Below are 14,882 nucleotides of genomic sequence, written 5' to 3' on the forward strand. Positions count from 1 at the left end.
TTATAATAGAAAAGCGGAGGGGAGACCCTCCGCTTTTTTTGGTTTTGCAGAACCTCACCACCTTGTTGGTTCAGTTATAGAATAAACTCTTAATAATTTCTCTAATAAATATAAGTGAAGCCAATTAGTATAATAAGCCACAAAACTATTTATGATAGAAAATTTTCCCGACCCGATTTATATGGTCGATAACATCCGGATTTGAAATCTGATGATAAACTGATAGGTCAAAATGATACGGTAAAAGTAAATCGTCTAATTGCAGTTCGATTTTACTAATGATTGACAGATTTAAATCTTTGCCTATCAATGTTATATCAATATCAGACGAGGGCTTGAAGTTTCCCTTGGCTCTGGAACCATACAGAATAGCCTGATCAATCTCCTGAAAGTTTTCGAATACTGACTGAATCTGCTGTATATTATTTTCTTTTAATCCATACATGATTTACTCAGAATAATAAGGATTGTTCACCGCGAGCAATTTCTTCCATTTTAGTCTCAAAGGCTAAAAATAGGGGATAATAAGATATAGTTATTTTTTTATAAATCTCATTAGTAACCTCTTCATCATAAGTGTGAGTGGTTTGATTTCTACTTCCAATCATATCCATCCATTCTTCGCCATTTTCAATCAGTTTCATTTTAAATGCTTCGCGAGTAGCATCTCTTGAGCCACGAATCTCAGTATTTCCCTGATACCCGGCATAGTCTTTCATAACATTCCATGCCAATTCATGCGTGTATTCAAATCGCTGAATCAAACCTTCTTTGATAATCTCATCAACTTCGTCACCAAAATTATCCTGTTCCATTTCCTTTTGGGCTATAGAAACGGCTTGCGATAGCTTCAATATTGCTTTCTTGAAGTTTGTAAACCGTTGCAGCCATCTGATGTCTTGGTCCATATGCTTATCTTATAAATTTGGAAATCAATAATTTGGTGATATCATCCAATCACAAAATTAGTTTTTAATTATTTAGCAAGCTAAAAATTTAAGATGGTTCAGGAATGATTAAAGCCATCTAAATCATTGATTTAGATTTTGAATTGTTAAGAGGGGATATATTGCACTCTCACCCTAACTCTAAATGCAAAATAGGAAAGGGCTTACCGGTGCCATCTAATGCAGAACGGCTGATGGTTTTAAAACCATAATGCAGATAGAAACCTACAGCTTGTTTATTCTGTTCGTTTACGTCTACTTTTGTTATTCTCTGTGTTTCTATTGCATGTCTTAATAGGGCCTTTCCAATGCCATTGCCAAGTGCGTCCGGGTGTACAAACAGCATTTCGAGGCTGTCATCAATAGTACCAGAGAAACCCTGAATCCGGCCTTTCATATCTCGAACACAAAAAAGAGCTACCAATTCAAAATACTTATGCTCATGAATGGTCTGTTTAAAAAACAGGATATTTTCTTCTTTCAGAAAATGGTGTGTGGCTCTGACAGACGACTCCCATAAATCAAGCAGTTCGTCGTATTCTTCGGGCGTAACAGCCGAAATGGTATAAATTAAATGCGTCATTATCTTAGTGTCATCCGCAACATAATCATGTGTTTGCATTGAATGCCGTTTTCAAAGATAGGTTCCGGATAGTTGTCGATAAAGAAATTGTATCTGATATCACTGATTTCGAATCCTTGCTGTTGGTACAAATATAATTGACCCACACTGGCATTTGAGGTCCCTATCAGCAATGTAGTGAATCCTTGTCCGGTGGCTTGCCTGATGGCATCCTGCAACAACAATTTACCAATGCCACGCCCTTGATGGGCTTCATCAACTGCAATGTTTTTTATTTCGACTTCACATTCATTGATACGGTAAAGTACATACTCTCCGATAACCTGCCGATTAACCTCTGCAAGAAATACGGATGAATGTGGCAAATAATGCTGAATGACAGTTTCTGATGGGTCGGCTGATAAAAGTAATGCATAGGGGAGAGGTTCGTCTTCCCTTAGTGGCCTGATCAATAAATCATTCATGAATCAATTGGCAGAAGCATCTTTCAAACGGCTGATTTTAACAGAGTCATCAATCATTTCTTTCAACACATCAATATCAATATCTGTCAATCTTTTAACGTAGATACAGCCTTTGCTTGCTTTATGCTTACCAAATTTTTGCAGAAGCAGGTCTTTCTTGTCCGGATCAAAACCAAAATAAAGACTGATGGCATCTTTTCGGGGTGAAAAGCCAACCAGAGGAGCATCTCCCTCATGCCCGCTTTCGTATTTATAATGGTATAATCCAAAGCCAATTATGCTTGGTCCCCACATTTTGGCAGGGAGTCCGGTCTGTTGCTCCATGATTTCGAGCAACTGATAACCATCAGCTTTTCTTTTTTCTTCAGGAATCAGATTCAGGAAGTCTTCAACTTTTACTTCAGTTTCATGAGTTTTGGTCTTTGCCATAATGGTATTGTGCAATTGTTGAAATAAAACAAATATAAGAGATTTGTCCTTAACTTTACATCTTAAACTTAAAACCAAAGAATGATTAAACTGATTGTGTGCGACATGGACGGCACTTTGCTGGACGACCAGAAACAACTGAATAAGGAATTCTGGGAGTTAGAACCAAAATTGGCTGCCAAGGGGATACGGTTTGCAGTTGCCAGTGGAAGGCAATATTATAATCTTCTCGGTGAATTCGACCGGATAAAAGATAACCTTATTTTTTTGGCTGATAATGGTTCTTACGTAGTATATCAGAATGAACAGGTGCATATAGATTCGCTCGACAAGGAGTCAACTGTTCGATTCATTGAAATTGGTCGAAAGATAGAAGACGCTCACGTCATTGTAAGTGCTAAAAACTCCGCCTACGTTGAAAGTACGGATGAACGTTTTTTGAAAGAGGCAAAGAATTATTTCAAGCGGATGGAGGTGGTTGAAGACCTGACTAAAGTTGAAGATACTGTACTGAAAGTAACCATTTGTGATTTTAATAATTCTGAAACCAACAGTTATCTACACTACAAAGCTTTTGAGAAAGAGTATAAAGTGGCAATAGCCGGAAAAATATGGTTGGATATAAGCGATTGGGGAGCTAACAAAGGTGCCGCTATCAGGAAGATTCAGGAGAAATTCAGTATTTCACACGAAGAGACGATGGTTTTTGGTGATTATCTGAACGATATGGAAATGATGAGCGCAGGCAAGTATAGTTATGCCATGAAAAACGCGCATCCGAGAATTCTGGAAGCGGCTAATTTTGTAACCAGATATACCAATAACGAAAACGGTGTACTCGAGACCATAAAAGAGCTAGGCCTGGTTTAAAATCTGGTTTCAATCTGTAAAAATAGAAAAGGGCAGAAGTGATTTCATTCCTTCTGCCCTTTTTGCTTTGCTATATTTCAAAACTATCTGATTCAATATACGCTTTAATCAACGCCTGTTCGCCTTCTTTGCCCGGTTTGGCATTGCCGTGTTCCATACCAAAAATAAAGGTTTTGTTTTCAGCTTTACTTTTATTGTAAACATGTTTGAAGATATTCTTGTAATTGATTTCCCCTGTTGTTGGTTCTTTTCTGCCCGGGTTGTCACCAATCTGGAAATAGGCGATTTCACTCCAGGTCCAGTCAATATGCGGTATGATATGGCCCTCATTTTTTTGCATGTGGTAGATATCAAACAATATCTTACACGACGGGCTATTGACACCACGGCATATTTCATAAGTCTGGTCTGATGTTCTCAGGAACAGATTCGGTGAATCACTCAATGGCTCCAGTACCATCACAATGCCGTGTGGTTCAAGAATTTCAGCGCCACGTCTAAGGGCATCTATTACATTACCGGTTTGTACGCCTATGGGTAAGTTACGTTCAAAATCACCGGGCACAACTGTTACAAATTTTGCATTAGAACGTTTGGCAACATCAACCGCACGTTTGCAACCATTCAGGAATATATCAACGTACTCTTTTTTTCCGGCAGCCAGAGTGTTTGCACCATTACCACCTTTGTCAACTACAAATACACCCATTTGCATGCCTAATTTGGCCATAGTGTCGCCAATTTTGCTTTGCATTTCAGGTGTGCGGCCCATCATGCCGTTATCTTCCAAAGCTGTAAAGCCAGTATCGGCCATAAACTTCAACTGATCGATCAGGTCTTCACCGGCTGAATGTTTGAACATACCGAAATGAGGGGCATATTTAATTTTAAAATTGTTCTGACCAGAAAGAATATTCAGTTTGTCAGTAAACGGAATAGCCGATACACCGGCTACAGAGAAAGTGTTTTTAATAAAATTTCTACGTTTCATTGTAATTGTGCTGATTAGCGATGGTTTGTGAGGGTGAATAAAATGAAGTTAAAATTAGCAAATTCTTTGAGAGTCTGTATTACAAATGTGTAATCCTTAAAAAAACAAAGATTGATTGTAGGTAATACAACCAATCTTTGACTTATTAATAAGCAAATTATTTGAGTACGCACAATGCATGGCAGCCTCGGGGCATAAAAAGTTTGAAATCCTGTTTTTGTAAAGCCGGTTTATCTCCCTGTTTTACTTTCCAGAATTCGATGGCGCCAAAATGCTTGCCGTAATTAAAATAATCAAATACGGTTACTGCAATGTTTTTTCCGGTTTTGTCGAAAGAAACATTTTTGGGCAGAATACCTTCGAACTCATAAGTGCCGGCATGATTCAGGCTTCCGTCTGACGTCAATTTCATCAGGCTAAGAGAGGCCTTTCTGGTTATGGCAGCATTTTCCCAGGCATAATGTGTTCTTCGCGAATTGATTATTACAACCAGGTTCCCGTCAGGATTAATGGCGATGCCTTCAGGGTTCTGTCCCACCTTGGTTCTGGTTATGGGATAATGCTCGGAGGTTCCTTCCAAACTAAACTTGATAACGAAAATCTCCCCGTCGGCGCCTTGTTCTCCCTGCTTGTTATCAGAAAGGATATAAAACCGGCCGTCAGGTGTAAATAATCCTGAGGTTGCAGACGAGCCCACTTTCAGCAGTTTACCCTGTAATTCAAGGCGGATAATTTTATTGGTAGGGCCGTCACGGGTTGTTTTCAGTAAACCTATTTCTTTGCTATCGGCAAGGTTGAAGGCAATGTAATTGTCATTAGGATGCCAGCTTACATCTATTATTTTTCCAGAGGGCAAACCCTGTGGTTTATGTATCACTCTCACGGGTTTACCATTAGTATCCAACTCCAATACCTGTAGTTCTTTTCCTTCCTCTTCGGTGCATATCACCAGATACTCTCCTTTGGGGCTAATATCTATACCAATAGGGTTTTTTCCGGTAGGGAATTTATACAACACTTTGGGATGTGCCAAATCGGCTATATCAACCACAGTAATGAACCCACCTGAGGGTAGTTCTTCACCCGGGTTTTTCAGCTCGGCTATATTATCGGACACTACGCCACGGGTTTCGGCTACATAGACCAGGTGGTGAATCGGAGAGATTGCCATTGCCTTAGCATGACCAACCACCGAATTAGACACAACGACACTCTTTACTTCGTCATATGACATACCCAAAGGGAATTTCACAGAAGTAAGCGCGTCTTTTACTCCTTTTTCTTTATACAATTTACCATCAATAAAAGCAGAAGCTGCCAGATCAGCATCTGAAATGGCAATTATTCCCTTGGCATCAAACTCTAAGTTCTGAGAAAAAGAAGTAATACTAATGAATAAAAATACCGGGGCTAGGAAGTTCTTCATGATTAGTACGACTTTAGTTTAAAATGCGGAATTCCAAAAGGTAGTTTCTACGAAACTTTTTTAGCTTTCAGCATCATAAACTGCTACTCTCTCCCACAGGTGCGAGCATTTCGCTACGAATGCCAGGTGATCCGGGTGAGTCTGATATTCAGCCTGTTGTTCGGGTGTATCGAATATAAATGTGATAGAGAACTGATAAGAAAAGTCAATAACCGCACGGTTAGTATCAGCAGGGGTACCTACATAGGCTGTCTGAATTAAATCTATTTTAGATAATTCCAGCAGACCTTCATGCAGAGCCTTGTGGTCGGCTTGGTTGTTTTTATCTTTTAACCAGAAAAATACAGTGTGAACAAATCCTTTTTTCAAATTAGCCATGTTAGGTGATGTTTAGTTATATATTTAATTTATTGATTACTAGCAAAGAAGGTGACAGTCGACAGCAGGAAAGACTCTATGGTAGAAGTGTGTGTGCCATTGTTGATACCATTAAGTTTTACATTCGTAGCACCCTTTTTTATCATGGCATCATAAGCAGTCTGGGTATTGAAATAGGGTACATAGGTATCTGCAGTACCATGCGTTAACTGCGTTGGTGTTTTGGGCTTCCAGTCAAAGATGTCATTATCTTTAACGGCATTGAGCAAAGCCGTATCGGTGCCGTTAATCAATCCTTGCTTAAATGTGTCGGTAATGATTGCATTAAAGCTAACAGGAATGACAACATTCTGTTTATCTTTTTGTATCTGGCTTGCGTAAGGCTCTACAAAATAAGTACTCATTGTACGATTCAGCTTATAGATGCGGTCGTATGTAAGCAAAACCCATATATAAGAAGCGTTGTAGGTTGGGTCTCCGTCTGAGGTAGTGCTTGCAAAGGTTTTGAAACTAAGTGTTTTATTGTAGGCTCCTGCACCACAACTAGAGGCCCTCAGGTCAAATTCATTGGGTGTTTCTTCTTCAATTTTTTTCTGCAAAGCCAGTGTGGCATAACCACCTTCTGAATAGCCGCCTATATAAAGCTTCTTGTTCCAGTTTACTTTTTCCATTGTAATAAACTCTTTTGCCGCACGTACCATATCCAGACTAGCTGTTGCCAGGCCTTCCCGATGTTCATAAGAATGTAGCAGCTGATTACTACTCCCGAAACCTATGTAGTCGGGTGCAGCAACAATATAGCCTAAAGTTGCCACTAAAGATGCGAGCATGCCTTCTCCATCACTTGAAAAGTAAGAGGGGGCATCTTCATCAGCGAAAATGGTGCCATGCTGGTAACTCGCTAATGGCAGTGCAGAAGTGAGATTCGGGATGGTTGGTATTATTAAAGCGCCAGAAGCCTGAATCTCGGTACCATCTGTATTTTTAGTTTTGTAAACTAATTTATATTGTTTTACTCCGCCCCTGATAAACAGCGCAAATGATTGCTGACCTGACCCTAAAGCGGCTAGGAGTTGTTCTTTTGAGTATTCTTTAACTAAAGTTGAACTAACGAGTACGACAGGCTGTGGGGAGGGCTCAGAAGTATCATTACATGACCATGCAAATATGGAAATTGTAACAGATATTATGAGATACTTAAAGTATTTGTTATTCATGTAGTGTATGATTGCAACTGATGACAAAGTTATTAAATTTATTGAATTAGCCTTGCCGCCAATATGCTTTTTTGGATTAATTAAAATATAGGTAACAATATCTTTAAGAGATATTGAAATTTATACCATTGATTTATTTGATGTTACTTCGGCATTCTATTCGAATGTTCAGGCAGTTATTTATTGTCAATAGAAGAGATATTCATTTCTATAACGAAGCAGTGAGGGAATTCTTTAATAAAAGAATGAGAATATTAGTAAGCCGGCGTTTCAGAAAGGGTTGACGTTATAATCCGAAAGATGTGCTGTTTTGAAGAGAATAAAATAAAGGCCGCATCAGGTTCAGTTAAAATCCGGATGCGGCCTTTATTGCATAGAAAACTACTCTTTTTCTGTTAATTTTGGCTTTTCAGAACTGGTTTTTACATCTCTTGCGTCCGGTGCTTCGTCTCTATTACCGGCTTGTGTATCACGAGGTGCGTTCCGCATGGTGTTTTTAGGACCTGCATGGTTCACATCTCTTTGTTTGTTTTGTATTGTTGCCATAGCTTTAATAGATTAATGTTCATGAATATAAATGAGTTTCAACTCTTTATATATGATAAAAAATCTATTCCATCGGTTATAGCTTATTATTTATTCAATGAATTTGAGGGAAAAATTCCTCGCAGATTATGTGTTTTTTCAATGTAATCCTGAGGGTAAAACGACTCGCGAAAACACGGGCAATTAATCTTTTTTCGGTTTGGTGTTGCCTTTAATTACAGCCTGTATTATATCCCACATATCGTTTGGAATAGCTCCCAGATGGTTGAATTGCCCTGCTCCGTTCAGCCATTCGCCGCCATCAATGGTTATAACGTCACCGTTAATGTAGGCCGAGAAGTCAGACATCAGATAGGCTGCCAGATTGGCCAGTTCCTGGTGTTCTCCTACGCGTTTTAAAGGTACATTTCCGAAATCGGAGAACCTTTCCCGCAGGTGTTCAGGGAATGCCTCAACCGGGAACAATCTGTCCCATGCACCTTTGGTTGGGAAAGGCCCCGGCGCAATGGCATTGAACCTGATGCCATATTTGGCCCATTCAACTGCCAGGCTGCGTGTCATAGATAGAACGCCGGCCTTTGCCATAGCTGACGGCACCACAAAAGCAGAGCCTGTCCAGGCATAGGTGGTCACAATACTTAATACGGTTGCTTTCTGCTGTTGTTCGATCCAGTGTTTACCAAAAGCCAAAGCACAATAGTAACTGCCTTTTAAAACAATATCTACTACGGTATCAATGGCACGGTGTGACAGCCGCTCGGTAGGGGAGATGAAGTTCCCAGCTGCATTGTTCAGCAAACCGTCTACTTTACCAAACTCTGCAATAGATTTATCTTTCATGGCTTCTACAGCTCCGTAATCGCGTACATCACAGGCAATGGGTAGTACTTTGCCACCGGTTTCCTGCATGAGTTCATGCGCTGTTTCTTCCAATACCTGAAGTTTCCGGCTGCTGATTACCACATTAGCTCCTAATTGAAGAAAGTACTTAGTCATGGCTTTGCCAAGACCGGTGCCACCACCAGTTACTACAAATGTTTTTCCCTCCAGGGCACCATCTCTCAGCATTGGTTCGTTATAAGTCATTGCTTGTAGCGTTTTTAATTGTTGAATCAAATTTGTATTATTTCAAGAAAAAACTTTGTTGGAATAATTTCGTAAAGCTAAAATAAAAAAGCCACAGATGAAACACTCATCTGTGGCTTTTTAGAAATGGTATGTCAATTCAATAAGCTGTTATTAATACTTATTTTGTTGCCGCCAATTTAACTTCTACAGTAAAGTTATCATAGATAGCTTTGTCGCCAATGGCATCGAAGAAAGACTTCGAAGCATATTTGCTACCAAATTTGGTACGATCTACTTCAAATTTAGCTGAAGCAGTTGCAATACCTTTTTTGTCTACGTTTACAGTAGCAGGGAATGCAATGGCCTGAGTAACACCGTTGATGGTCAGATTACCTGTGATGTCATAATTAGCACCACCTTTAGGAGTTGCTTTTGTGATTTTAAAGTTGGCAGTAGGATATTTCGCTACATCAAAGAAATCGGCTGATTTCAAGTGACCTGTCAATTTAGCATTGTAATCGGCATCTTTCAGGTCAAGAACTTTGATAGTGTTGATATCAATAGTGAAATCGCCGCCTACTAATTTGTCACCATCTACAGCCAGGCTACCATTCTGTATGTTGACAGTACCGTTATGTTCTCCGGTGATTTTCTTGCCAAGCCAGTTAAAAGTACTTGTTTTGGTGTCTACTTTTAAGGTTTGAGGCGCTTTTTTGCCATTGTCAGCCATTGCTGAAATACTCACTAAACCTGCAACTGCTACTGTAAATAAACTTTTAATAATTTTCATTGGTTTTGAAATTTGATTTTTTAAAATAAATAATTGAAAATTCTTTATAATCAATAGATTAAGTAGATTATTTAATAGTTACTTTTCTATAACGATTCTGACTCGGTTTAATTGCTGCCTCTGAGTTTATCTAATAAATTGCTCAGTGTTTCAGCTTCTTCGACTGTTAAATTTGAAAATGACGATTCCCAACTTTCCTGCAGTACATCAATTTGTTTCAGTACATCAAGCCCTCTTTGCGTAATTCTTATATCACATGCGCGGCGGTCGTCTTTATTATCGCATCTTGTTACCAGCTCTTTTAACAAAAGCTTATCTACCAGGCGCGACGCGTTCGACATTTTATCTAACATGCGTTCGATGATTCCGTTTACGGTAATCGGGCTTGGAAACTGACCTCGCAGAATCCGTAAAACATTATACTGTTGTGCTGTCAAGTCAAACGGTTTCAGAATATTCATGTGGTCGTTATTCATCCAGTTATTCGTAAAAAGGATATTCACCACTAATTTCTGATATGGACTCTTAAAAGGCTTTTGTTGTTTTATATCTTTTTCGAGTGACATGTTTTGCGTAAATAACTAATGAGGTAAAATTTTATCTAACAATATATGTTAGTACATATAATACAAGTGTCAATTAAATATGGTTCCCAGAGTTCAGAAAAAAATTATCTTAACGGAATAATAGCTGGGGCAGAGATGTCAAAATCGCGCAGACGGAAAGGTTGGGTGCCATCAAAAGCAACGCGTAGGGGAGAACTGATATTAGGTATGTTCGGATAATAGCCGATTCTGATCTGAAAGGTTTTGATGGTCAGGTTTTCATTTCTGAATCTCAGACCTATTCCATAACCCTGATAAAGTTTGCTCGAGAAAAGGAACCTGTCGCTTGGGCTTACGAGTCCGAAATTGGCAAAACTAAAATAGGCAATTCTGAAACCAATCAGACTTTTCTTAGAAAACAATACCGATTCCAGCCCGAGCGTCAATCGTTTATCACCAATCAGAGAGTTACTGTTTACACCAATTATACCGTCTGGCCCACTTATATTCAGGTAATCAATAGGATCCCTGTTTATTCCATAAGTAAAACCAAGATTGATAAAGTTACGCATCTGTGCCTGCCCTAAGCGCATTAAAGGACTGAAATAATAGCTTTGCAGGCTTAAAATACCTTGTTCGGCAGCTTTCTTTTTGAAATAAGTACCGGCAGTGGCCAGAAAATACAGATAGCCGTTATTACGTGACAGATAGGTTCCGTTCGCATATTGAACCCCGGCGTAGCTCCGGGCGCCGAATTCCGTTTTTTCCTGACCGATAGTAAGCGAGTGTAAGCTACCGGTCGGAACGTCTTCCGTTCTACCAAAGCCGTAAATAAGAACATCTCTCCTATAATTACGAGTTGAATAACCTATGCTGGCTAAGACGGTGGTTCTATCCCAGTAAATTTTATTGGTGTCAAGCCGCACCTCGGGTCGTGTGCCAAAATTATAGTTCTGAACCCGGGCAGCCAGAACAATTCTTTCGTTATTTTCGAACTTCTCTAATTTGAAAGCGTGTCCATACCACACATCGGTGTAGTAATAGCCCGTTTGGTAAATCAGTTCATTATTGATGATACTGTTGCTCAGTTTTTTGTACTCTCTTATTTTGTAATAACCAAACTCGGCTGCGCCCGCGTTTTTCGTATCAACCGTTAGAAATGGTCTGAAAAACTTTACTGTGTATTGAGTTAAATCTCGTTCACTAATGGCACTGATTTGTCCGGTAACAAATGTTTTGCCGATATAAGGTACGGTATAAATACTTCTGTAGCCAAAAGCCTGATAGGGGTCGTCTTTTTTCCACGTCGCTTTATGAAGAAAAGAATGGCCTGTACCCAGAAAATTGCGGTCTTCTATTCCAAACTTGAAATCGTTGATACCACTGGCTGCCACGTCAAAGTTAATAGACCATAGATCCTGTACCAGCACTATCAGGGTTACTTCTTCTTCGTTATCAGGATTTAAGTCGACAAGAATACGTGCATCGTGTATGGTGGGATTGGCACGCAACAGCCGCTCGGTATCTTTCAATGTCTGCGGATTCAGCTTGTCGCCCTCACTGAATAACAGAAATGACCTTTTGATTATTCGCTGACGGGTATTTCTGTGCAAATTTTTACTGGCAAATCGCTCAAATCTGTTTCCGATACGCGTGGTATCATTTACCGTTGGCCCGAAAATATCCAATTGTCTGACAATAATTTTGCTGATTGTTTTCCCTTCGTAGGTATCAAACGGATTAGAATCCAGTCGGTTAATTTCATTTTTCAGTACGTTCGAGTTATATACATCTCTGAACAAAAAACTGTAAACCTGTCGACCTATTCTGCTTTGGTCCATTCTGGTTTTTAGTTTTGTGTACATCACACTATCTTTAGCAGACTTGTCGCTGTCAAATTTTTTGTAGTCAGGGGTTTGTCCGAAAATAAAATGAGATACCAGTAAAAATATAAAAGTCCATTTGTTCATGGTGAAAAGATACGATTTTTTCAGAAATCGTTGCAACCGCAGTCATGTATTAGCTGGCGTTTATCAAAACGTTTGTTGTCAGGATTCATTGTAGTTTAAATCGTAATTAGCACTAAATTGTTTAAAAAAACTCAAAAAAACAGAGAATGGTGGTAGCATAATTTTTTAACAGACAGAAAATTTAATTTTGTTCTGCGGGGTTAGCTGTCAATATAGCTTTGCAGATATGCCTTTGATACCCACCGGTTCTTTAAAACTTCCGTAAATGTTCGTAATTCTAGCCGGTATTTGCTTATTTCGCATTTCAATTTTTTGGCAATGCAATTAACAAGACCGCTTATACTGGCTTCTAATTCTCCTCGTCGGAAAGAAATCATGCACAATGCAGGATTTGATTTTTCAGTAAAGGTAATTCCTACCGATGAAGCTTTCTCTCCGGACATGCCCGTGGAAGATGTACCGGCTTTTCTGGCTGGAAACAAAGCCACTTGCTTTAAAGAAAATCTAAAGGATGAAATAATTCTGTGTGCTGATACCGTAGTAATAGTAGAGAATGAAATCATTAATAAACCTGCTGATATTAGTGATGCCCGCCGGATGCTAAAACTACTCAGCGACCGAACACATAGGGTCATTACCGGAGTTTGCATAATGACAGCAGAAGAAACGATTACTTTGAGTGATACTACTTATGTGACTTTTAAGCCACTGAGCGAATGGGAAATTGAATATTATATTCAGAAATGTCAACCGTTCGACAAAGCAGGTAGTTATGGCGTTCAGGATTTTATAGGTATGATAGGCATAACAAAAATAGAAGGTTCATTTTATACAGTTATGGGTTTGCCTATTCACAGGGTTTATGAGCAATTGGAAAAATACCTTGATCGTTAGCTCACACGAATTTTATATAACTTCTAAATGATTCAGCAACTGAGTGATACAAGTATTATTTTAACCTTTAAAGCTCCGTTTAAGCAATCGGTTCATGTGGTAGGTGAATTTAACCATTGGCAGGTTTCTGACGAATATGAGATGCAGAAACAACCGGATGGCGAGGTATTTGTGATTAGAATAGACCATTTGCAACCCGGACGCGAATATGCTTATCAGTTCCTGATTGACAGAGAAATTGCAATAGCAGACCCCTATACGGAAAAAATTCTGGATCCTCAATTCGACAAACTGATTCCGGCTAATACTTATCCGAACCTTAAGAAATATCCGTTTGAAAATCCTTTCAGAGGTACAGTTTCAGTTTTGCAGACTAATCCTGATGAGTATCACTGGCAAGTACAGTCGTTTATACCTCCGGCTAAAGAAGACCTGGTTATTTATGAATTGCTGATACGCGATTTTGTGGAGTCACGCAAATACAGAGACCTGGTCAATTTTATACCTTATTTCAAAAGACTGGGTATTAACGCTTTAGAGCTATTGCCTGTTCAGGAGTTTACCGGAAACGATTCATGGGGTTATAACCCTACTTCTTATTTCGCCCCGGACAAAGCCTACGGTACAAAAAATGATTTGAAGTATCTGATCGATAAGTGTCATGAAAATGGCATAGCTGTTATATTGGATGTAGTATTTAACCATGCTGATAAGAAATTCTCTTATTATAAGGCCTATCATGAGCACAACGCTAAAGCAGGTGAACATCCTTTTTTTAATAAAAAAGCCACACATCCCTTTTCAGTCTTCTTTGATTTTAATCATGAAAGCAAATATACGCAGGCATTTTTTGACGATGTTTGTCGGTTCTGGCTTACTGAATACAAAATAGATGGTTTCCGGTTCGACCTCACCAAGGGATTCACCCAGGTGCATTCTTATCCGGATGTAATAAAGTGGTCGGGCTATGATGCCAGTCGTGTAAAACTGCTGAAAAGGCTTTTTGATAAAATCAGAACCTACAATAAAAATTGTTATCTGATTCTGGAACATCTGGCTGCCAATGATGAGGAGACTGAATTGGCCGATTACGGGTTTCTGCTATGGGGGCATCTGAATCATCAGTTCAGAAACCTGCTGAAAGGCAAAAATGACAGTGTCGCATGGCTGAGCTATAAGAACAGAGGATGGAAGGAGGCACACCTGGTAGGTTATATGGAAAGCCACGATGAAGAACGCCTTGTATATGATGCCCACCATAAACTGAAAGATTTACCGGCTACACTGGCCAGAGTAAGAGCAGCCGCAGTCTTGTTTTTTGCGTATCCGGGGCCAAAACTATTCTGGCAATTTGGTGAATACGGCTACGATATTTCGATTGACTACGGTGGGCGCACGGGTGTAAAACCTATTAAGTGGAACTATCTACAAGAGCCTGACCGACAGGCACTATTTGAAGTTTACGTACAAATGATTCATTTACGGAAAAATATTGTTGCATTAAAAGAAGGGGAATTTATTGAGGTGTCAGACAGCCTTGTGAAGAAAATCAACATTAACCACCCTGATATAAAAATAAGAATTCTGGTTAATTTCAATCTGAAAGAAGTAGAAGTAAAGAGTAATTTGGAGGTTGGCCAATGGTATGATTTTTTTGGACAAACAGCCGGATACGTGCCGGAAAAGAACCAAAAAATAGTATTAAAAGCAGGGGAATACTACCTGTTTAGTTCTAAAAAAATAGATAAATATTAAAGCGAATAA

General features: G+C 39.2%; 17 protein-coding genes. 3 read left to right on the forward strand and 14 right to left on the reverse strand.

Translation table 11 applies throughout. The features are described 5' to 3' along the window. Nucleotides 1-145 precede the first annotated feature (145 nt). The 5 genes from AC1RRY_RS08170 to AC1RRY_RS08190 all read right to left on the reverse strand — a co-directional run bounded on the left by AC1RRY_RS08170 (nt 146) and on the right by AC1RRY_RS08190 (nt 2,423). Complete coding sequence (locus AC1RRY_RS08170) at nt 146-445, reverse strand: nucleotidyltransferase domain-containing protein (RefSeq protein ID WP_492816604.1); 300 nt, start codon at nt 443-445, stop codon at nt 146-148. Nucleotides 446-452: 7 nt separating this feature from the next. Next, nucleotides 453-908: a nucleotidyltransferase substrate binding protein gene (locus AC1RRY_RS08175; RefSeq protein ID WP_492816602.1), complete on the reverse strand. Its 456-nt coding sequence runs from the start codon at nt 906-908 to the stop codon at nt 453-455. A gap of 169 nt (nt 909-1,077) precedes the next feature. Then, nucleotides 1,078-1,530: a GNAT family N-acetyltransferase gene (locus AC1RRY_RS08180; RefSeq protein ID WP_492816600.1), complete on the reverse strand. Its 453-nt coding sequence runs from the start codon at nt 1,528-1,530 to the stop codon at nt 1,078-1,080. Then, nucleotides 1,530-1,994 (reverse strand): GNAT family N-acetyltransferase, encoded by a 465-nt coding sequence (locus tag AC1RRY_RS08185; RefSeq protein ID WP_492816598.1) that lies wholly within the window; start codon nt 1,992-1,994, stop codon nt 1,530-1,532. Before AC1RRY_RS08185 ends, AC1RRY_RS08180 begins: the two co-directional genes overlap by 1 nt. Nucleotides 1,995-1,997: 3 nt before the next feature. Then, entirely contained in the window at nt 1,998-2,423 is a 426-nt protein-coding gene (locus AC1RRY_RS08190) for a DUF1801 domain-containing protein (RefSeq protein ID WP_492816596.1), read from the reverse strand. Nucleotides 2,424-2,504: 81 nt separating this feature from the next. On the opposite strand from AC1RRY_RS08190, the gene AC1RRY_RS08195 reads away from it, so the two are divergent. Beyond that, nucleotides 2,505-3,293, forward strand: coding sequence for an HAD family hydrolase (locus tag AC1RRY_RS08195; RefSeq protein ID WP_492816594.1), 789 nt, complete (start codon nt 2,505-2,507; stop codon nt 3,291-3,293). 70 nt (nt 3,294-3,363) lie between these two features. On the opposite strand, the gene AC1RRY_RS08200 is transcribed toward AC1RRY_RS08195, so the two are convergent. The 9 genes from AC1RRY_RS08200 to AC1RRY_RS08240 all read right to left on the reverse strand — a co-directional run bounded on the left by AC1RRY_RS08200 (nt 3,364) and on the right by AC1RRY_RS08240 (nt 12,224). Beyond that, complete coding sequence (locus tag AC1RRY_RS08200) at nt 3,364-4,284, reverse strand: hydroxypyruvate isomerase family protein (protein WP_492816593.1); 921 nt, start codon at nt 4,282-4,284, stop codon at nt 3,364-3,366. Between the two features lie 157 nt (nt 4,285-4,441). Next, nucleotides 4,442-5,710 carry a YncE family protein gene (locus tag AC1RRY_RS08205; RefSeq protein ID WP_492816591.1) on the reverse strand — a complete coding sequence of 423 codons (1,269 nt, stop codon included), beginning with the start codon at nt 5,708-5,710 and terminating at the stop codon, nt 4,442-4,444. A gap of 60 nt (nt 5,711-5,770) precedes the next feature. Beyond that, a complete protein-coding gene (locus tag AC1RRY_RS08210) occupies nt 5,771-6,088 on the reverse strand; it encodes a Dabb family protein (protein ID WP_492816590.1) in 318 nt (105 codons plus the stop codon). A gap of 29 nt (nt 6,089-6,117) precedes the next feature. Then, nucleotides 6,118-7,305 carry an alpha/beta hydrolase family protein gene (locus AC1RRY_RS08215; RefSeq protein WP_492816588.1) on the reverse strand — a complete coding sequence of 396 codons (1,188 nt, stop codon included), beginning with the start codon at nt 7,303-7,305 and terminating at the stop codon, nt 6,118-6,120. 381 nt (nt 7,306-7,686) lie between these two features. Next, a complete protein-coding gene (locus AC1RRY_RS08220) occupies nt 7,687-7,851 on the reverse strand; it encodes a hypothetical protein (RefSeq protein WP_492816586.1) in 165 nt (54 codons plus the stop codon). 183 nt (nt 7,852-8,034) lie between these two features. Further along, nucleotides 8,035-8,937, reverse strand: coding sequence for an SDR family oxidoreductase (locus AC1RRY_RS08225; RefSeq protein WP_492816584.1), 903 nt, complete (start codon nt 8,935-8,937; stop codon nt 8,035-8,037). A gap of 160 nt (nt 8,938-9,097) precedes the next feature. Next, a complete protein-coding gene (locus AC1RRY_RS08230) occupies nt 9,098-9,709 on the reverse strand; it encodes a YceI family protein (protein ID WP_492816582.1) in 612 nt (203 codons plus the stop codon). Between the two features lie 107 nt (nt 9,710-9,816). Next, entirely contained in the window at nt 9,817-10,275 is a 459-nt protein-coding gene (locus AC1RRY_RS08235) for a MarR family winged helix-turn-helix transcriptional regulator (protein WP_492816581.1), read from the reverse strand. Nucleotides 10,276-10,379: 104 nt separating this feature from the next. After that, complete coding sequence (locus AC1RRY_RS08240; protein WP_492816579.1) at nt 10,380-12,224, reverse strand: BamA/TamA family outer membrane protein; 1,845 nt, start codon at nt 12,222-12,224, stop codon at nt 10,380-10,382. Nucleotides 12,225-12,542: 318 nt separating this feature from the next. Between AC1RRY_RS08240 and AC1RRY_RS08245 the strand changes: the two genes are divergently transcribed. Together AC1RRY_RS08245 and AC1RRY_RS08250 are read left to right on the forward strand one after the other, a co-directional pair. Beyond that, on the forward strand, nt 12,543-13,118 hold the full coding sequence (locus tag AC1RRY_RS08245; protein WP_492816577.1) for a Maf family nucleotide pyrophosphatase: 576 nt from the start codon (nt 12,543-12,545) through the stop codon (nt 13,116-13,118). A gap of 27 nt (nt 13,119-13,145) precedes the next feature. Continuing rightward, on the forward strand, nt 13,146-14,873 hold the full coding sequence (locus AC1RRY_RS08250) for an alpha-amylase family glycosyl hydrolase (protein ID WP_492816575.1): 1,728 nt from the start codon (nt 13,146-13,148) through the stop codon (nt 14,871-14,873). Nucleotides 14,874-14,882 lie beyond the last annotated feature (9 nt).

Source organism: Emticicia sp. GW821-FHT11C11 (genome assembly GCF_058808615.1).